The following is a 19,359-nucleotide window of genomic DNA, read 5'->3' as shown; positions in this document are numbered from 1 at the left end:
GGGCCCGGCCCGCCGGCCGGGGCCTCAGAGTAGCTTCTCCAGGGCCGGACGCAGCCCCTCGTCCGCCAGCCGCTCCACCCGCACCGCGTCGCAGCCCACCCAGGCCGCCGCCTCGCGCAGCGCCTCGGCCAGCGGCGCCACGAACTTCGCCCCCTCCAGCGAGACCTGACGGGCCACCAGGGTGCGGCCCTCGCGTGCCGGGTCGACCCGGCCGACCAGCCGGCCGCCCGCCAGCAGCGGCATGGCGAAGTACCCGTGCACCCGCTTGTGCTTGGGCGTGTACGCCTCCAGCCGGTGCGTCATGCCGAAGATCCGCTCGGTGCGGGCGCGGTCCCAGATCAGCGAGTCGAAGGGCGAGAGCAGGGTCGTGCGGTGCCGGCCGCGCGGCTCGGAGGCCAGCGCCGCCGGGTCGGCCCAGGCCGGCGCCGTCCAGCCCTCGACCTGCACCGGCACCAGGCCGGAGGCCTCGATCACCGACTCCACCTGGGTGCCCTTGAGGCGGTGGTAGTCCATCAGATCGGCCCGCGTCGCCACCCCGAGTGCGGCGCCCGCCTGGGCGACCAGCCGGCGCAGGCACTCCTCGTCGGAGAGGTCCTGGCCGTACAGCTCCGCCGGGACGGCCTGCTCGGCCAGCTCGTAGACCCGCTTCCAGCTGCGCCGCTCGGTGCACACCACGTCGCCGAAGGCGAGCGCCCGCTCCACCGCGATCTTGGTGTCGGACCAGTCCCACCACTCGGCGGTGCGCTTGGCGCCGCCCAGCCCCGTCGACGTCAGCGGCCCCTCGGCCCGCAGCTTGTCCAGCACCGCCCGGTACGTCTCCGGGGAGACCTGGTGGCCCCAGAGGTTGCCGCGGCCGCGGTAGGCGCGGCGCCGGAAGGCGAACAGCGGCCACTCCTCGATCGGCAGGATGCACGCCGCGTGCGACCAGTACTCGAACGTCGTCTCCGAACCCCAGTACGCGCCCTCCACCGCGGGGCGCCCCACGGCGCCGAGCCGTGCGTAGGGGACCAGCTCGTGCGAGCGGGCCAGCACCGAGATGGTGTCCAGCTGGACGGCGCCGAGGTGGCGCAGCACGCCGCGGACCCCGCCGCGGCGGTCCGGGGCGCCCAGCAGCCCCTGGGCGCGGAGGGCGATCCGGCGGGCCTGGTCGGCGGAGAGCATGACGGTCATGCCGGGCAGCGTAGGCCCTGCCGCTGACAACCGGCCGGGGCCGCGGACGACCGGTCACCGACGACCGGCCGGGCCGCCGCGGCCGCCGGGAACCTGTGCGACCCGCCGGGGGTTGACCGGAAAGAGGAGGCACGGGTTGACCGTTTTGCCCCGGGGCCGGTGCTTCGCAGCGCTTTGCCCCTCTGGGTGACACAGGAATACCGTGCTGACGGACCTCCCGGCGGCTTGGCCTCCTCGCATACGATGGCCCGTACGGTGGGGTAGGTCTCGCCGATTGTCATCCAGAGCCGATCCAGGCAAGGAGCCCGCTCACGTGTCCGTCTTCGACAAGATCCTGCGCGCAGGCGAGGGTAAGATCCTTCGCAAGCTGCAGCGGATTGCCGCCCAGGTCAACTCGATCGAAGAGGACTTCGTCAACCTCAGCGACGACGAGCTGCGCGCGCTCACCGACGAGTACAAGGCCCGCCTCGAAGAGGGCGAGAGCCTGGACGACATCATGCCGGAGGCCTTCGCGACCGTCCGCGAGGCCGCCAAGCGCGTGCTGGGCCAGCGCCACTACGACGTGCAGATCATGGGCGGCGCCGCGCTGCACTACGGCTACGTCGCCGAGATGCGCACCGGTGAGGGCAAGACCCTGGTCGGCACCCTGCCCGCGTACCTCAACGCGCTGACCGGCAAGGGCGTCCACCTGATCACCGTCAACGACTACCTCGCCGAGCGCGACTCGGAGTGGATGGGCCGGGTGCACCGCTTCCTCGGCCTCGAGGTCGGCGTGATCCTGGGGAACATGTCGCCGGCCGAGCGCAAGCGCCAGTACGGGATGGACATCACGTACGGCACGAACAACGAGTTCGGCTTCGACTACCTGCGCGACAACATGGCCTGGTCGAAGGACGAGCTCGTCCAGCGTGGCCACAACTTCGCGATCGTCGACGAGGTCGACTCGATCCTCATCGACGAGGCCCGCACCCCGCTGATCATCTCGGGCCCGGCCGACCAGGCCACCAAGTGGTACAACGACTTCGCCAAGCTGGTGCTGCGCCTCAAGCGCGACCGCGACTACGAGGTCGACGAGAAGAAGCGCACGGTCGGCATCCTGGAGGACGGCGTCGGCCGGGTCGAGGACTACCTCGGCATCGACAACCTCTACGAGTCGGTGAACACCCCGCTGGTCGGCTTCCTCAACAACGCCATCAAGGCGAAGGAGCTCTACAAGGCGGACAAGGACTACGTCGTCATCAACGGCGAGGTCATGATCGTCGACGAGCACACCGGCCGTATCCTGGCCGGCCGCCGCTACAACGAGGGCATGCACCAGGCGATCGAGGCCAAGGAGGGGGTGGAGGTCCAGAACGAGAACCAGACCCTGGCCACCATCACCCTGCAGAACTTCTTCCGCCTCTACGACAAGCTGTCCGGCATGACCGGTACCGGCACCACCGAGGCCGCCGAGTTCCACCAGATCTACAAGCTCGGCGTGGTGCCGATCCCCACCAACAAGACGCCGCGCCGCATCGACCAGCCCGACCTCATCTACAAGTCGGAGCCGGCCAAGTTCGCCGCCGTCGTCGACGACATCGCCGAGAAGCACGAGAAGGGCCAGCCGGTCCTGGTCGGCACCGTCTCGGTCGAGAAGTCCGAGTACCTCTCCCAGGAGCTGCGCAAGCGCGGCATCCCGCACGAGGTGCTGAACGCCAAGCACCACGAGCGCGAGGCGCAGATCGTCGCGCAGGCCGGCCGCAAGGGCGCCGTCACCGTCGCCACCAACATGGCCGGCCGCGGCACCGACATCATGCTCGGCGGCAACGCCGAGCACCTGGCCGCCGCCGAGCTCGCCCAGCGCGGAATCACCCCGGAGGACACCCCGGAGGAGTACGAGGCCGCCTTCCCGAGCGCGCTGGACAAGGCCAAGGAGGCCGTCAAGGCCGAGCAGCTGGAGGTCCAGGAGCTCGGCGGCCTGTACGTGCTCGGCACCGAGCGCCACGAGTCCCGCCGCATCGACAACCAGCTCCGCGGCCGCTCCGGCCGCCAGGGCGACCCGGGCGAGTCCCGCTTCTACCTGTCGCTGGGCGACGACCTGATGCGCCTGTTCAAGGCCGGCATGGTCGAGCGCGTGCTCTCCATGGCGAACGTCCCGGAGGACGTGCCGATCGAGTCCAAGATGGTCACCCGCGCCATCGCCTCCGCGCAGACCCAGGTCGAGCAGCAGAACTTCGAGATCCGCAAGAACGTCCTCAAGTACGACGAGGTCCTCAACCGCCAGCGCGAGGTCATCTACGGCGAGCGCCGCCGCGTCCTGGAGGGCGAGGACCTGCAGGAGCAGGTCGGCCACTTCATGGACGACACCGTCGAGGCGTACGTCAACGCCGCCACCGGCGAGGGCTTCGAGGACGACTGGGACCTCGAGAAGCTCTGGACGGCCCTCAAGCAGCTCTACCCGATCTCCCTGGACCTGGACGAGCTGGAGGAGGAGGCCGGCGGCACCGCCGGGCTCACCCCCGAGTTCCTCACCCAGACCATCCAGGAGGACGTGCAGGCCTCCTACGGCCGCCGCGAGGACCAGCTCGGCGAGCAGATCATGCGCGAGCTGGAGCGCCGCGTCGTCCTGTCGGTGCTGGACCGCCGCTGGCGCGAGCACCTCTACGAGATGGACTACCTGCAGGAGGGCATCGCGCTGCGCGCCTACGCGCAGCGCGACCCGCTGGTCGAGTACCAGCGCGAGGGCTACGACATGTTCGCCGCCATGATGGAGGGCATCAAGGAGGAGTCTGTCGGCTACCTGTTCAACCTGGAGGTCCAGGTCGAGCAGCAGGTCGAGGAGGTGCCGGTCGCCGAGGACGCCGTCGCGCTGGAGAAGGCCGACGCCCGCCCGGAGATCAAGGCCAAGGGCCTGGAGGCCCCGGCCCGCCAGCGCCTGCACTACACCGCGCCGACCGTCGACGGCGACGACACCGTCATCGAGGGCGACTTCGAGGACTCCGTGGTGGACGAGGGCGACGGGATGACCCGCGCCGAGCGCCGCCGCGCCGCGAAGGCCGGCCGCGGCCGCCGCCGCAAGGCCTGACACCCCCAGTGCCCGTCCGCAGGGCGCCGCACCCCGCACCGGGGCGCGGCGCCCTGCGGCGTTCCGGCCCGGTGCGGCCCGTCAGCGCGCCTCCACCGCGGCGCACTGCCACTGCTCGGTGCGCCGGTGCCGCTCCAGCCGGAAGGCCACCATGTGGTGGCGCGGGCCGAACTCCACCCGGACGCACACCTCCAGCGCGTCCGGCGCCGGCGCCGAGTCGTACACCCGCCCCAGCCGGGTCTGCGGCGCCCGGCCGCGGGGCCGCAGCGGGCCCGTCCGCGCCAGTGCGGTGAGCTGCTGGTACCCGTGCAGGGTGGTGTGCCGCTGGAGCTGGCCCGCCGGGCGGACCCCGGTCAGCACCTCGACCAGCCGGTGGGCGAAGCGGGCCGCCAGATCGCCCTGGCCCGCCCCGTGGGAGGGTGCGCAGCCCGTGCGCGGCCGGTGCGGGGCGCGCGGCCCGGCGGCCGCCGGGTGGCCGGGCGGCAGCGCGGCGTGCCGGCCCGGGTGGGCGTGGCGGACGGGCCGGCGCGGCTGCGGGCGCCCGGGCACGTGCACCAGCGGGCGGACCAGCGGCGCGGCGGCCCGGCTCCCGGTGTGTGCGGCGGGGACGGTGCTGCAGTGCTCGGCCATGGGGACCGACCTCCTGTCGGGCTGGCTCCGGCGGGGTTGTCACCCCCTGTGCTACCGGGCCGGTGCGCCGCCCTCAAGAACCCCCGGCGGGCGTCGGGGAGCGGCCGCCATGTCACCTATCCGGGTGATGTCCGCTGCGGCGGCGGGCCCGGCAGGCCACCGGGCGTGGCGCCGCGTTGACGTGCACCGGGGTTCCGGCAGTGCACGAAGGAGTACGGACGCGCCGGGTGAATTCCGCCGTGCGGGGCGGCCGGGCGAACGGACCTACCGCCCGGTAGGGCGGAGGATCGGCTGGCAGGCGACCCCAGGGAGGCGGCATGGTGACCGAGGTGACCACCGGCGACGGCCCGGTTGCGGGGCGCGGTGCGGGCGGCCCGCGGCGCGGCCTGGTGCTGGGCGGCGGCGGCATGCTCGGCGCGGCCTGGACGGTCGGCGCGCTCTGCGCCGTGGAGGAGGCCACCGGCTGGCGGCCCGGCGCCGCCGACGTGATCCTCGGGACGTCGGCCGGCGCCATCCTCGGCTCGCTGCTCGCCGCCGGGGTCGAGCCCGACCACCTGAGGGACCACCAGCGCGGGCTGCCGATCACCGGCGGCCCGCTGGCCGGGGTCGAGTTCGACTACGACACGGCGGCCGGCGGCGCGATGCCGCGCCGCCCCGCGGCCGGCATCGGCTCGCCCGGGCTGCTGCGCGACGCCGTCCGGCACCCCCGCGACTACCCCTTCCTCACCATGGTCTCCGCCGTCGTCCCGCCCGGCCGGGGCTCGGTCGCCCCGGTCGGAGAGCTCGTACGGGCGCTCACCGGCGGCGACGGCTGGCCCGACGGCTCCCCGCTGCGGGTGGTCGCGGTCGACTACCGCAGCGGCCGCCGGGTGGTCTTCGGCGACACCGGGGCGCCGGCCGCGCCGGTCGCCGACGCGGTGATGGCCTCCTGCGCGATCCCCGGCTGGTTCGCCCCGGTCGAGCTCGCGGGCGCCCCCTACGTGGACGGCGGCTGCTGGTCGGCCACCAACGCCGACCTGATGGCCGCCCGCGGCCTCGACGAGATCTACGTGCTCGCGCCGATGGCACTGCGGCTGCACCCCGAGGGGCGCGCCGAGCCGGGCCGGGGCGCGGTCGCCGCGCTGCGCGAGTGGCGGGCCCGGGACCGTCCGCGCGGCATGCTCGCCCAGCTGGTCAGCCGCTACCGCCGGACGGTCACCCGGCAGATGATGCGCGAGGCCCGCGAACTGCGGGCGGCCGGCACCAGGGTGCAGCTGCTCGCCCCCACCCTCGCCGACCTGGCGGTGATGGGGCCCAACATGATGGACCCGGCCCGGCGCCCCGAGGTGCTGGACTCGGCGCTGAGCACCACCCTGGCCGCGCTCGCCGCGCTGCGGTGAGCCGGGTGCGGCGGCGACCTCGTGCGAGCGGGCGGTGCGGTGATCACCCGCCCCGTATCCTTGGGGGGCGGCGGGCGCGGGCCCGACGGCCCGCATGACCCAGAAGCGGAGTGCCACCGATGCGCGTGTACGTGCCGACCACGTTGACCGGCCTTGCGGCGCACCCCGGCGGCGTCCTGGAGCAGGTGGCGGCGTACGCCGTCACGCCGGCGCTGCGCGAGTGGTACGTCAGCGACGACCTGGAGGAGCTGGAGTACGCGGCGCTGAACCGGGCCGCCCAGGCCTCGCTGCGGCTGCTGTCCGCCGACCCGGCGGCGCCGCGCCGCCGCGTGGTGGTGGCGGTGGAGGTCGCGGACTCCGCGGTCGGGCCGTTCTCCGGGGACGAGTACCAGGACCAGGCCTCGCTCGGCCGGGTCGTGCTGCACGGCCCGGTGCCGCTGGCGAAGGCCGCCGCGGTGCACGCCGACGTGGCCGAGGAGGACGTGGTCGCCGACGTGACGGCGGCCGCCGCCGCCATCCAGGCCGCCGACAAGGGCGACGAGGACGCCCAGTTCACCGTCGACGGCGCCGAGGACCACGAGCTGCTCTGGTTCGCGACGCAGGAGATCCCGGGCCTGCTGGCCTGACTGTCGCCGGCGGGAGGTAGCGTTCCTGGGATGCGCACGCACATCGTCTGGGACTGGAACGGCACGCTCTTCCACGACATGGAGGCGGTGCTGGCCGCCAGCAACGCCGCCTTCGAGACCGTCGGGCTCCCCCCGCTCAGCCTGCAGGAGTACCGGGAGCTCTACGAGATCCCGATCCCGCGCTTCTACCAGCGGCTGCTCGGCCGGATGCCCAGCCGGACCGAGTGGGAGGCGCTGGACGACGCCTTCCACGACCGGTACCGCGAACTCAGCCCGGACTGCGGCCTGACCGACGGCGTGCCGGCCCTGCTGACCGGCTGGCGGGCGCAGCCCGGCCGCAGCCAGTCCCTGCTGTCGATGTACGAGCACGAGCGGCTGGTGCCGGTGGTCGACGCCTTCGGCCTGTCCGGGCACTTCCTGCGGGTGGACGGCCGCACCGGCGCGTCCGGCGGCCGCAAGGCGGGCTTCCTGGCCACCCACCTCCGGGGGCTCGGCCCGGGCCTGGAGCCCGCCCGCACGGTGCTGATCGGCGACGCGGTGGACGACGCCGAGGCCGCCCGGGAGTCCGGCATCCACGCGGTGCTGTACACCGGCGGCTCGCACACCCGGCAGAAGCTGGAGGCGGTCGGCGTGCCGGTCGTGGACTCGCTCGCCGAGGCCGTCGCGGTCGCCGAGGAGCTGACCGGCCGACCGGTGGGCTGACGCGCCGGGGCGCCCGGCCCCGGGGCGTGTCGGCGGGGCACGATCGGCCCGGCGGCGGTCAACCTGGTGGGGCAGCCGTCACCGGACCGAGTGGAGCCCGCATGCCCCTGGACGCCGTCACGCAGGTCCCCGCCCCCGTCAACGAGCCGGTGCACGGCTACGCCCCCGGCAGCCCCGAACGGGAGCGGCTGGAGCGGAAACTGGACGAGCTGGCCGCCGAGCCCGTCCCGCTGCCGATGACCATCGGCGGCGAGCAGCGGTTCGGCGGCGGCGAGCGGATCGACGTCGTCCAGCCCCACCACCACGCCGCCCGGCTCGGCGTGCTCGGCAACGCCACCCACCAGGACGCCCAGCTCGCGGTGGACGCCGCCCTCGCCGCCTCCTCCGACTGGCGGGCGCTCTCCTTCGACGACCGGGCCGCCGTGTTCCTGCGCGCCGCCGACCTGCTGGCCGGCCCGTGGCGGGAGACGCTGGCCGCCGCGACCATGCTCGGCCAGTCCAAGACCGTGCAGCAGGCGGAGATCGACGCACCCTGCGAACTGGTCGACTTCTGGCGGTTCAACGTGCACTTCGCCCGGCAGATCCTGGCCGAGCAGCCGGAGTCCTCGCCCGGGGTGTGGAACCGCGCCGACCACCGGCCGCTGGAGGGCTTCGTCTACGCCGTCACCCCGTTCAACTTCACCGCGATCGCCGGGAACCTGCCCACCGCCCCCGCACTGATGGGCAACACCGTGGTCTGGAAGCCCTCACCGACCCAGACGCTCGCCGCCCACCACCTGATGCGGCTGCTGGAGGAGGCCGGCCTGCCACCCGGGGTGGTCAACCTGGTCACCGGCGACGGCCGCGCCCTCTCCCGGGTCGCCCTCGCCAGCCCCGCCCTGGCCGGGCTGCACTTCACCGGCTCCACCGGGACCTTCCACAGCCTGTGGAAGGAGATCGCCGCCAACCTGGGCCGCTACCGCGGCTACCCGCGGATCGTCGGCGAGACCGGCGGCAAGGACTTCCTGATCGCCCACCCTTCGGCCGACCCCGACGCGCTGCGCACCGCCATGATCCGCGGCGCCTTCGAGTACCAGGGCCAGAAGTGCTCGGCGCTGTCCCGCGCCTACCTGCCGCGCAGCCTGTGGGCCCGGATGCGGGAGGACTTCCTCGCCGAGGTCGACGCGCTGCCCGTCGGCGACGTCACCGACCTCAGCAACTTCATGGGCGCCCTGATCGACCGCCGGGCCTACGAGAAGAACCGCGCCGCGATCGAGCGCGCCGCGCACGACCCGCAGGTGGAGCTCGCCGCGGGCGGCCAGTACGACGACGCCATCGGCTGGTTCGTCCGCCCGACCGTGCTGGTCTGCGGGGACGGCCGCAACGAGGTCTTCCGCACCGAGTACTTCGGCCCGATCCTGGCCGTCCAGGTGTACGAGGACGCCGACTGGGAAGCCGCCCTGGGGCGAGTGGACACCGATGCGCCCTACGCGCTGACCGGGGCGGTGGCCGCCCGCGACCGGTACGCGATCGCGCAGGCCGTGGAGCGCCTGCGCTTCGCCGCCGGCAACCTCGCCATCAACGACAAGCCGACCGGGGCGGTCGTCGGGCAGCAGCCGTTCGGCGGCGGACGCGCCTCCGGCACCAACGACAAGGCGGGCGCCGCCCAGAACCTGCTCCGCTGGACGTCCACCCGCTCGATCAAGGAGACCTTCGTGCCGCCCACCGATCACGGCTACCCGCACATGAGGTGACAGCTGCGAAACAGCTGACAGGGGCTGACAGGAAGTGACCCGCCGGTTTGGACAAGGTGTCCAGTAGGGCGTCGGCATCCTGCAGGATTGCTCCTCTGTGTCCCCTGACACCTTCGTTTCGTCAGGTTAGGCTGACTGGCGTCGCCGGGGGCTTTCCCGCTGGCCAAACGACCTGTCGTACCCAGGTGCAGGGCTTCTCATGCGTGGCACGAGCGGTTTTCGCCCTTGGATACGCGAGTATGGCGGACGGACCCGGCGGTGCACACCCAGTCATCACCGAGTCACGCAACGGCGCGCGACAGGAGCCAAACAGCCATGCAGACCAAGCTGGACGCAGCCAAGGCCGAACTGCTCACGAAGGCAGCAGCAGCCGCTGAGAACAGCCAGGTGGGGGGAGCGGCGCCAGGGGAGGGGCTGAGCAACGGCGCTCTGGCCACGTACCTGCACCACTACTACCTCCACACCGCGCCCGAGGACCTCGTCGACCGCGACCCGGTCGACGTGTACGGCGCGGCCGCCTCCCACTACCGGCTCGGCCTCAAGCGGCCCCAGGGGACGGCAGAGGTCCGGGTGCACACCCCGACCGTCGAGGAGAACGGCTGGTCCTGCGGCCACACCGTGGTCGAGGTCGTCACCGACGACATGCCCTTCCTCGTCGACTCCGTCACCAACGAGCTGACCCGCCTCGACCGCGGCATCCACCTGGTGGTCCACCCCCAGCTGGCCGTCCGCCGCGACATCACCGGCAAGCTGCTGGAGATCCTCGACATCGACGCCTGCTCGCGCAGCCAGGCCGCCGGCGCCGAGTGGCCCGCCGACGCCGTCGTCGAGTCCTGGATGCACATCGAGATCGACCGGGAGACCGACCGGGCCGACCTCCGCTCGATCGAGACCAACCTGCGCCGCATCCTCGGCGACGTCCGCGAGGTCGTCGAGGACTGGTCCAAGATGCGCGACTCCGCGCTGCGCCTGGCCGACGAGCTCGCCGAGCAGCCCCCGGCCCACCTGCCCGAGCAGGAGGTCGGCGAGGCCTGGGAGCTCATGCGCTGGCTGGCCGACGACCACTTCACCTTCCTCGGCTACCGCGAGTACGACCTGGTCGAGCACCAGGGCGAGGAGGTCCTCAAGGCCGTCGCCGGCACCGGCCTCGGCATCCTGCGGGCCGACCCGCTGAGCCACGACAGCGACCACCACCCGGTCAGCGAGGCCTTCGGCCGGCTCTCGGCCCCCGTCCGCGCCAAGGCGCACGAGAAGAAGCTCCTCGTGCTCACCAAGGCCAACAGCCGCGCCACCGTGCACCGCCCCGCCTACCTCGACTACGTCGGCGTGAAGAAGTTCGACGCCAACGGCGAGGTCGTCGGCGAGCGCCGCTTCCTCGGCCTGTTCTCCTCCGCCGCGTACACCGAGTCGGTCACCCGCATCCCGGTCGTCCGCCGCAAGGTCCAGGAGGTCGTCTCCGGCTCCGGCTTCTCCGGCGACAGCCACGACGGCCGCGACCTGCTGCAGATCCTGGAGACCTTCCCCCGGGACGAGATGTTCCAGACCCCGGCCGCGGAGCTCCAGGCGATCGCCACCAACGTCCTCTACCTGCAGGAGCGCCGCCGGCTGCGGCTGTTCCTCCGCCAGGACGAGTACGGGCGCTACTTCTCCGCGCTGGTCTACCTGCCGCGCGACCGCTACACCACCCGCATCCGGCTGCGCCTGACCGAGATCCTCAAGGAGGAGCTCAGCGGCCACGCGATCGACTACACGGTGTACGCCACCGAGTCGGTCCTCACCCGCCTGCACTTCGTCGTCCGCGTCGCCCCCGGCACCGAGCTGCCCCAGCTCACCGACGCCGAGGTCGAGCGGATCGAGGCCAAGCTCGCCGAGGCCGCCCGCTTCTGGATGGACGGCTTCAACGACCAGCTGCACATCGAGCTGGGCGAGGAGCGCGCCGCCGAGCTGTCCCACCGCTACGGCAACGCCTTCCCCGACGGCTACCGCGCGGACTTCACCGCCCGCACCGCCGTCGCCGACCTCAAGCAGATCGAGTCCCTGCAGGGCGAGGGCGACTTCCGGCTCAACCTGTACCAGCCGGTCGGCGCCGGCGACGACGAGCGCCGCTTCAAGATCTACCGGGTCGGCGGGCCGATCTCGCTCACCGAGGTCCTGCCCGTGCTGCAGCGCCTCGGCGTCGAGGTCCTCGACGAGCACCCCTACGCGCTGCGCCGCTCCGACGGCACCACCGCGTGGGTGTACGACTTCGGCCTGCGGCTGCGCGAGGCCACCGGGCTCACCGACGAGGCCCGCGAGCGCTTCCAGGAGGCCTTCTCCGCCACCTGGACGGGCAAGGCCGAGAACGACGGCTTCAACGGCCTCGTCCTCACCGCCGGCCTGACCTGGCGCCAGGCCATGGTGCTGCGCGCCTACGCCAAGTACCTCCGCCAGGCCGGGAGCACCTTCTCCCAGGACTACATGGAGGACGCGCTCCGCAACAACGCCCACACCACCCGCCTGCTGGTCAACCTCTTCGAGGCCCGGCTCAGCCCCAGCCACCGGCTGGGCGCCGACGAGCTGACCGAGGGCCTGATGGAGGAGCTGGACGGCGCGCTCGACGAGGTCGCCTCGCTCGACGAGGACCGCATCCTGCGCTCCTTCCTGCACCTGATCAAGGCCACCCTGCGGACGAACTTCTTCCAGCACGCCGATGACGGCGCCTGGCACTCCTACGTGTCGATGAAGTTCGACCCCAAGGCCATCCCGGACCTCCCCGCGCCGCGCCCCGCCTTCGAGATCTGGGTGTACTCGCCCCGCGTCGAGGGCGTCCACCTGCGGTTCGGCAAGGTCGCCCGCGGCGGCCTGCGCTGGTCCGACCGCCGCGAGGACTTCCGCACCGAGATCCTCGGCCTGGTCAAGGCCCAGATGGTCAAGAACACCGTCATCGTCCCGGTCGGCGCCAAGGGCGGCTTCGTCGCCAAGCAGCTGCCGGACCCGTCGGTGGACCGCGAGGCCTGGCTCGCCGAGGGCATCGCCTCGTACAAGACCTTCATCTCGGCGCTGCTCGACATCACCGACAACCTCAGGGGCGGCGAGGTCGTCCACCCGGTCGACGTCGTCCGCCACGACGAGGACGACACCTACCTCGTCGTCGCCGCCGACAAGGGCACCGCCACCTTCTCCGACATCGCCAACGGCGTCGCCGAGGCGTACGGCTTCTGGCTGGGCGACGCCTTCGCCTCCGGCGGCTCCGCCGGCTACGACCACAAGGGCATGGGCATCACCGCCCGCGGCGCCTGGGAGTCCGTCAAGCGCAACTTCCGCGAACTCGGCGTCGACACCCAGTCCGAGGACTTCACCGTCGTCGGCATCGGCGACATGTCCGGCGACGTCTTCGGCAACGGCATGCTGCTCAGCGAGCACATCCGCCTGGTCGCAGCCTTCGACCACCGGCACATCTTCCTCGACCCGAACCCGGAGGCGGCGGCCTCCTACGCCGAGCGCCGCCGGCTGTTCGACCTGCCGCGCAGCTCCTGGGACGACTACGACAAGTCGCTGATCTCCGCCGGCGGCGGCGTCTTCCCGCGCACCGCCAAGGCGATCCAGCTCTCCCCGCAGGTCCGCGAGCGCCTCGGCATCCAGCAGGCCAAGCTCACCCCGGCCGAGCTGATGAAGGCCATCCTGCAGGCGCCCGTCGACCTGTTCTGGAACGGCGGCATCGGCACCTACGTCAAGGCCTCCACCGAGACCAACGCCGAGGTCGGCGACAAGGCCAACGACGCCATCCGGGTCGACGGCAACCAGGTCCGCGCCCGGGTCATCGGCGAGGGCGGCAACCTGGGTTGCACCCAGCTCGGCCGCATCGAGTTCGCCGCGAACGGCGGCCCCGAGAACACCGGCGCCTGGATCAACACCGACGCCATCGACAACTCGGCCGGCGTGGACACCTCCGACCACGAGGTGAACATCAAGATCCTGCTCAACCAGGTCGTCGCCGACGGCGACATGACGGTCAAGCAGCGCAACGCCCTGCTCGCCGAGATGACCGACGAGGTCGGCCGCCTCGTCCTGCGCAACAACTACGCGCAGAACGTGGTGCTCGCCAACGCCGTCGCCCAGGCGATCAGCATGGTCAACGTGCACGCCCGCATGATCAGCCGGCTGGAGGCCGCCGGGCAGCTCGACCGGGCCCTGGAGTTCCTGCCCACCGAGAAGCAGATCCGCGAGCGCCAGCAGACCGGCCGCGGGCTCTCCCAGCCCGAGCTGTCCGTCCTGCTCGCCTACACCAAGATCACGCTGGCCGACGAGCTGCTCGCCACCGAGCTGCCCGACGACCCGTACTTCCGCTCCGCGCTGCACCAGTACTTCCCGAGCGCGCTGCGGGCCCGGTTCGCCGACGCGATCGACAACCACCCGCTGCGCCGGGAGATCATCACCACCCTGATCGTCAACGACACGATCAACCGCGGCGGCTGCACCTTCGCCTTCCGGCTCCGCGAGGAGACCGGCGCGACGATGGAGGAGATCGCCCGCACCCACGCGGCGGCCCGCGCCGTCTTCGGCCTGGAGCAGCTCTGGGACGAGATCGAGCACCTGGACACCCGGGTCGGCGCCCGGGTGCAGACCAAGATGCGCCTGCACGTTCGCCGGCTCGTCGAGCGCGCCACCCGGTGGATGCTCAACAACCGCCGCCAGCCGCTGGACATCGCCGGCACCATCGAGTTCTTCCACGACCGTGTCAACCAGGTCTGGGACAGCCTGCCCAAGCCGCTCCGCGGCGAGGACGCGGCCTGGTTCGACTCGGTCTACGAGGAGCTCGCCGGCGCCGGCGTGCCGGACGCCCTGGCCACCCGGATCGCCGGTCTCTCCTCGGCCTTCCCGACGCTCGACATCGTCGGCGTCGCGGACCGCTCCGAGGCGGACGTCATGGAGGTCGCCGAGCTCTACTACGACCTCGCCGACCGTCTGCAGATCACCCACCTGCTGGACCGCATCATCGAGCTCCCGCGGACCGACCGCTGGTCCTCGATGGCCCGTGCGGCCATCCGCGAGGACCTCTTCGCGGCGCACGCGGCGCTCACCGCGGACGTGCTGGCCTGCGGCCCCGAGGGCTCCTCGCCCGAGGACCGCTACCGGGCCTGGTCCGACCTCAACGGCACCCTGCTGAGCCGGGCCAAGACCACCCTCGACGACATAAGGGGTTCGGACAACTACGAGCTGTCCAGCCTCTCGGTCGCGATGCGGGTGATCCGCACCCTGCTGCGCACCGGCCGCTGACGGCCACCGGGCCCGGACGGGCTACTCGGGGGCGCGGGGGACCGCGCGCGTCGGAAGGTTCGGCATCGAGCCTTCCGGTCCGCGCGGTCCCCCGCGCCCCCGTTCGGCCGTCCGCGCCCTGAAGGTGTCGCGGTAGGCGCTCGGGGGGACGCCGACCTGGCGGCGGAAGAGGGTCCGGAGGTTGGCCGGGGTGCCCAGGCCGGACCGGCGGGCGACGGTCTCCATGGGGGCGTCGGAGCCCTCCAGCAACTCCCGGGCGCGGTCGATCCGGGCCTCCAGCAGCCACTGCATCGGCGGCATCCCGGTCTCCTCGTGGAACCGCCGGATCAGCGTGCGCCGGGACAGACAGGCCTCGCGGGCCAGCCGGTCCACGGTGAGCGGCTCGTCCAGGTGCTGCAGCGCCCACGCCCGGACGCCGTCCAGCGGGCCGGAGCGGGCGGCCGGGGTCGGCCGGTCGATGTACTGGGCCTGGCCACCGGTGCGGTGCGGTGCGGCCACCAGCGACCGGGCCCGCCGGTTCGCGGCCGCCGCCCCGGAGTCCCGGCGGACGATGTGCAGGCACAGGTCGATGCCCGCCGCCACGCCGGCCGAGGTCAGCACGTCGCCCTCGTCGACGTAGAGCACGTCCTCCTCCACCGTCACCTCGGGATGCGCCCGGGCGAGTTCGGCCGTGTGCTGCCAGTGTGTGGTGGCCCGCCGGCCGTCCAGCAGGCCGGTGCCGGCCAGAACGAAGGCGCCGGTGCAGATGGAGACCATCCGGGTGCCGCGGGCGGCGGCCGCGGCCAGGGCGGCGCGCACCGGTTCCGAGGGCGGCCCGGGCCGGGCCTGGCCGGGCACGACGACGGTGTCCGCCGAGGCCAGTGCCTCCAGCCCGTGCTCGACCAGCAGCGCGGGCCCGCCCTCGACGGGCACCGGCCCGGGCGTCTCGGTGCACACCGTCAGGGTGTAGGTGCCGTCCCAGTTGCCGAAGGTCTGGACGGGGATGCCGTAGTCGAGCGCCAGCACGCCGGGCAGGGCGAGCACGACGATCCGGTGCGGTGCGGGGGCCTCGGACATGGCACGATCCTATCGGCACATGGCATTCGTGCCACTGACCGCGCGACGGTCCGGCTCACTACGGTCGAAACATGACTTCCGTTCCCGAACTCCCCGGCACGCCCCTGGCCCTCCGCACGATCGAGCACGTCCGTGCCCACGTCACCGAATCGATGGCCAACCACAGCTTCCGCAGCTACGTCTTCGCGATGCTGCACGCCGAGCACGAGGGGATGCGGCCCGGCGCCGACTTCGACCCGGACCTGCTGTTCCACGCCTGCGCCATGCACGACCTCGGCACCTCGCCGAAGGCGGAGGGCGTGCAGCGGTTCGAGGTCGAGGGCGCCGACATGGCGGCCGCGTTCCTCACCGACCACGGGGTGGGCGCGGCCGGCGCCGACCTGGTGTGGGAGGCCATCGCCCTGCACTCCTCGCCCGGCATCGCCGAGCGCCGCGGGCCGCTCACCCGCCTGACCCGGGCCGGCATCGGCATGGACTTCGGGCGCGGCACCGACGCCGTCACCGACGCCCAGGGCCGGGAGATCCACGACCGCCACCCGCGTCTGCGGATGGTCGCCTCGCTGGTCGACGAGATCGTCCGGCACGCGGGCCGGGGCGCGCTGACCGCACCCCGGTACAGCCTCCCCGGCGAGCTCGCCCGCGAGCGGGGCGAGGCCGGGCACCCCACCGAGCTGGAGCTGACGGCGGCCTTCTCCCGCTGGGGCGAGTGAGCGCCCGGGAGGGACGAGCACCGTGCGGTGAGCATCGCGCACGGGCCGGCCGTCAGCCCTGGGCGGCCGCCCGCTGCAGGGCGCTGGCCAGCAGTGCCAGGTCGGTGGGGCCGTTGCCCAGTTCGCGCACCGGGCGGCGGGTCGGCGGCAGGCCGAGCTGCAGCGGGTCTATCGCCACGACGGTCGGCCGCAGCGTCGACGTCCGCGGGATCCGGCCGCTGACCCGGGCGGTCTGGAAGGCCGTCACCCCGCCGTCCGGGCGCCGCAGGTAGCCGCGGCCCGGGGTCTCCTCGGGCAGCGCCGCCGCGTCCGGCAGGTGGATCAGCTGGTCGGACTCGGCCGGGTGGTCGGTGCGCAGCGCGATCCGGATCTGGGCGGCCTCGTCGATCTCGGTGCCGGCCGTGTGGTCCGGCGCGCCGGTCGCGGCGACCAGGTGCATGCCGAGCCGCCCGCCGCGTTCGGCGACGGCGGCGAGCGCCCGGGACAGCGGCCGGCCGGCCGGGGAGGTCGGCGCGTACAGGGCGTCGAGGTCGTCGACGACCACCACCATCCGGGGCAGCTCCTGCCGGGCGGGCGCCGGGGTGTCGTCGGGTGCGGTGCGCTGCTCGACGACCCGGGCGGCCGCGGTCGCGGCCCGGCCGGCGGGACCGCCCGCGGTGACCAGCGCCGGGGCCTTCCGGAGTATCCGCGCGGTGTGCCAGGCGGTGAAGTCCCGGCCGTCGAGCAGCGTCTCGCGGTGCGCCAGCTCGTCCAGCAGGCCCTCGGCGGTGAGCATGGCCTGCCGCGGGTCGGCGGCGGCGTCCAGGTGCGCGGTGACGTGCGGCAGGTCGGTGCAGGCCCGCAGGCCGGCCGCCGGGTCGCGGTCGGCGGGGGAGCGGGACTCCACGACGGTGATCTCCAGCCGCTCCGGGCGCTCCGCCACGGCGAGCGAGGCGACCAGCGTCCGCAGCAGTTCGGTCTTGCCGGAGCCGGCCGAGCCGCCGATCAGCACGTGCGGCCCGCCGTCGGCGCCGTGGCCCTCGGGGGCGTCGGCGTCGGCGAGGTCGACGGTGCACAGGCCGTCCCTGGCGGTGCCCAGCAGGGCCGTCGCCGCACCGGGGCCGTCCGGCAGCTCCGCCCAGCGCTCCGAGAGCTTCGACGGGGTGACCGCCTCCAGACGCAGCAGGTCGAGCAGGCGCAGCGCGTCCGGCAGCGGGCCCCGGGAGACCGGGGCGGCCTCGCGCAGCGGGGCGAGGGCCCTGGCCAGGCGCTCCGCCCAGGCGGCCGGGACGGCGTCCAGGGCGACGTCCTCGATCCGCTCCCGGGTGCCGCCCGCGGGCAGGTCGACGGTGAGCCGGGTGGCGACCTCGCCGGTCACCACGGCCCGGGCGCCGACGCCCTCGGGGAGGTCGTCGGCGGTGTCCGCGAGGCAGACCGGGAAGACGCCGACGGCCGGGCCCTGCCGCAGCAGCAGGGCGAGGCCCTCCCGGGCGGCCGGGGTGCCCGGGTCGCCGTCGACGAGGACGACGGTGGCCTCCGGGCCGGCCGGGGCGGCGGCGAGCTCGGCGAGCCTGGCCTCCGCCTGCTCGGGGCCGAAGCCGACCAGCAGCCGGCAGTCCTGGCCCTGGCCGGGGCGCAGGTGGGGCAGCCACATCGTCCAGTGCCAGTCCGCGGCGCGTTCCTCGTCCCCCGCGACCACGACCAGGGCGAGGCCGCTCGGCGGGTGCAGGACGGCCAGCTGTGCGAGCAGGGCGCGGGCCAGACCGGCCAGCCGGGGGCGGGGACCGGCCAGGCCGAGGCTGCCGGCGCTCTGCAGGTCCACGGCGACCGGGACGGCGGGCAGCAGGGTGCCCGGGGCGGTGCCGGGCCCGCCGGGCCGGTCGGCGGTGCCGAGCCGCAGGGCGAGCGCGTCGGGGTGGGCCGGGGTGCGCTCCCACAGCCGGGTGCCGTGTCCGAGCGCGGCGAGCAGCAGGGCGGCCGGGTCGGGCCAGCGCTCGCGCTGGGCGGCGGCCTGCCGGGTGCGGGCGGCGGCGTGCTGGGCGGCCGCCTCGGGTGCGGGCGGCGGTGCGGTGCGGCTGCGCCGCAGCGAGAGCAGGCCGCGGCCGCGCCCGCCGGGCACGTGCGGGGCGACCGAGGGCGGCGGCGGGACGGCGGCGGCGGTGCGCGCGGTGGGCCGCTCGGGGAGCTGGAGGTGGCCGTCGCCGTCCGGCGCGGCCGGGCGCGACCCGGATTTTCCCCCGATGTCCTGGCGGGTCAGCTGCAGGGTGGACTCGCCGAGCCGGACGAGGCCGCCGTCGGGAAGCTCCGCGCTGTCGTCGCGCAGCCAGCGGCCGTCGAGCAGGGTGCCGTTGGTGGAGCCGAGGTCCCGGACGGTGACCGTGCCGTCGGCCAGGTGCAGGGCCAGGTGCAGGCGGGAGACGTCCGGGTCGTCGAGCGGGACGTCGGCCTCGCTGGAGCGGCCGACCCTGATCTCCTCGCCGTGCAGGCGGTGCACGCCGCCGGCGTCCGGGCCGCCGACGACCCGCAGCTCGGCGGCGGCGGGCAGCTCGTCGGGCTCGGTGTCCGGATCGGGCTCGCCGAGGGAGAGCACCGCCCCGTCGATCAGCGGGGGACGGCCGAGCAGCGCCTGGTCGTCGACCCGGTCCGCCCCGGCGTACAGCTGCACGTGCGTGGCGGAGCGCGGGCCGCGCACGCCCGCGGCGCCCGCGAGCGCGCCGGCGACTGCGCCGAGCGCCGTACCGGAAGGGGCCGTGACCAGCACGTCCGTGGACGATCCGGCGCCGGCCGGGCCGCTGCGCGGTCGAAGGACGGTGAGCCGGATCTGCATCTCGCCCGGGTCCCTTCTGCACACGTGTGGTGCCTGCCATCCTGCCACCCTGGAGCGACAGTCCGGGCACGGTACCGGATTTGACGATCTTGCGATCATCGCCCGGGACCGGGCCGACGATACGTCAGTCCGGGCTGCCCCTAGGGGTCGGCCCGGAGACTTCCGGCCAGCATGCGGTGCGCTCGCCTCGGCAAGCCGCCCGGGCACCGTTAGAGTTTGCGAAAACC

The 19,359-nt window shown here is 73.8% G+C and carries 11 protein-coding genes; 7 read left to right on the top strand and 4 right to left on the bottom strand.

Translation table 11 applies throughout. The annotated features are described in order from the left end of the window. Nucleotides 1-24: 24 nt before the first annotated feature. Complete coding sequence (locus ACQ614_RS13840; protein WP_431678862.1) at nucleotides 25-1,170, bottom strand: winged helix-turn-helix domain-containing protein; 1,146 nt, start codon at nucleotides 1,168-1,170, stop codon at nucleotides 25-27. A 313-nt stretch (nucleotides 1,171-1,483) separates the two neighbouring features. Between ACQ614_RS13840 and secA the strand changes: the two genes are divergently transcribed. Continuing rightward, nucleotides 1,484-4,234 carry a preprotein translocase subunit SecA gene (secA, locus tag ACQ614_RS13835; protein WP_431678860.1) on the top strand — a complete coding sequence of 917 codons (2,751 nt, stop codon included), beginning with the start codon at nucleotides 1,484-1,486 and terminating at the stop codon, nucleotides 4,232-4,234. Between the two features lie 81 nt (nucleotides 4,235-4,315). On the opposite strand, the gene ACQ614_RS13830 is transcribed toward secA, so the two are convergent. Further along, the gene (locus ACQ614_RS13830; protein WP_431678859.1) at nucleotides 4,316-4,864 is read right to left on the bottom strand and encodes an Rv3235 family protein; all 549 of its coding nucleotides are present in this window, start codon (nucleotides 4,862-4,864) and stop codon (nucleotides 4,316-4,318) included. Nucleotides 4,865-5,181: 317 nt separating this feature from the next. Here ACQ614_RS13830 and ACQ614_RS13825 point away from each other — a divergent pair, with 317 nt between their 5' ends. From ACQ614_RS13825 to ACQ614_RS13805, 5 genes are all read left to right on the top strand, one after another. Next, a complete protein-coding gene (locus ACQ614_RS13825) occupies nucleotides 5,182-6,243 on the top strand; it encodes a patatin-like phospholipase family protein (protein WP_431678857.1) in 1,062 nt (353 codons plus the stop codon). Nucleotides 6,244-6,362: 119 nt separating this feature from the next. Beyond that, entirely contained in the window at nucleotides 6,363-6,869 is a 507-nt protein-coding gene (locus tag ACQ614_RS13820; protein WP_431678856.1) for a DUF6912 family protein, read from the top strand. A gap of 30 nt (nucleotides 6,870-6,899) precedes the next feature. Then, nucleotides 6,900-7,571: an HAD family hydrolase gene (locus ACQ614_RS13815; protein WP_431678855.1), complete on the top strand. Its 672-nt coding sequence runs from the start codon at nucleotides 6,900-6,902 to the stop codon at nucleotides 7,569-7,571. Between the two features lie 107 nt (nucleotides 7,572-7,678). Next, nucleotides 7,679-9,304, top strand: coding sequence for an L-glutamate gamma-semialdehyde dehydrogenase (pruA, locus tag ACQ614_RS13810; RefSeq protein ID WP_431683918.1), 1,626 nt, complete (start codon nucleotides 7,679-7,681; stop codon nucleotides 9,302-9,304). Between the two features lie 315 nt (nucleotides 9,305-9,619). Beyond that, nucleotides 9,620-14,560, top strand: a complete 4,941-nt coding sequence (locus ACQ614_RS13805) for an NAD-glutamate dehydrogenase (protein ID WP_431678854.1) — start codon at nucleotides 9,620-9,622, stop codon at nucleotides 14,558-14,560. Nucleotides 14,561-14,581: 21 nt separating this feature from the next. Here ACQ614_RS13805 and ACQ614_RS13800 read toward each other — a convergent pair whose 3' ends face one another. Beyond that, nucleotides 14,582-15,616, bottom strand: coding sequence for a GlxA family transcriptional regulator (locus ACQ614_RS13800; protein ID WP_431678853.1), 1,035 nt, complete (start codon nucleotides 15,614-15,616; stop codon nucleotides 14,582-14,584). 71 nt (nucleotides 15,617-15,687) lie between these two features. On the opposite strand from ACQ614_RS13800, the gene ACQ614_RS13795 reads away from it, so the two are divergent. Beyond that, nucleotides 15,688-16,326, top strand: coding sequence for an HD domain-containing protein (locus ACQ614_RS13795; RefSeq protein ID WP_431678851.1), 639 nt, complete (start codon nucleotides 15,688-15,690; stop codon nucleotides 16,324-16,326). A gap of 52 nt (nucleotides 16,327-16,378) precedes the next feature. On the opposite strand, the gene ACQ614_RS13790 is transcribed toward ACQ614_RS13795, so the two are convergent. Beyond that, the gene (locus tag ACQ614_RS13790) at nucleotides 16,379-19,132 is read right to left on the bottom strand and encodes an FHA domain-containing protein (protein WP_431678849.1); all 2,754 of its coding nucleotides are present in this window, start codon (nucleotides 19,130-19,132) and stop codon (nucleotides 16,379-16,381) included. Between the last annotated feature and the right edge of the window lie 227 nt (nucleotides 19,133-19,359).

Origin of the sequence: Kitasatospora dryopteridis, assembly GCF_050749075.1 — a bacterium.
Taxonomy (GTDB): domain Bacteria; phylum Actinomycetota; class Actinomycetes; order Streptomycetales; family Streptomycetaceae; genus Kitasatospora.
This window is presented reverse-complemented; position numbering and strand designations above follow the sequence as displayed.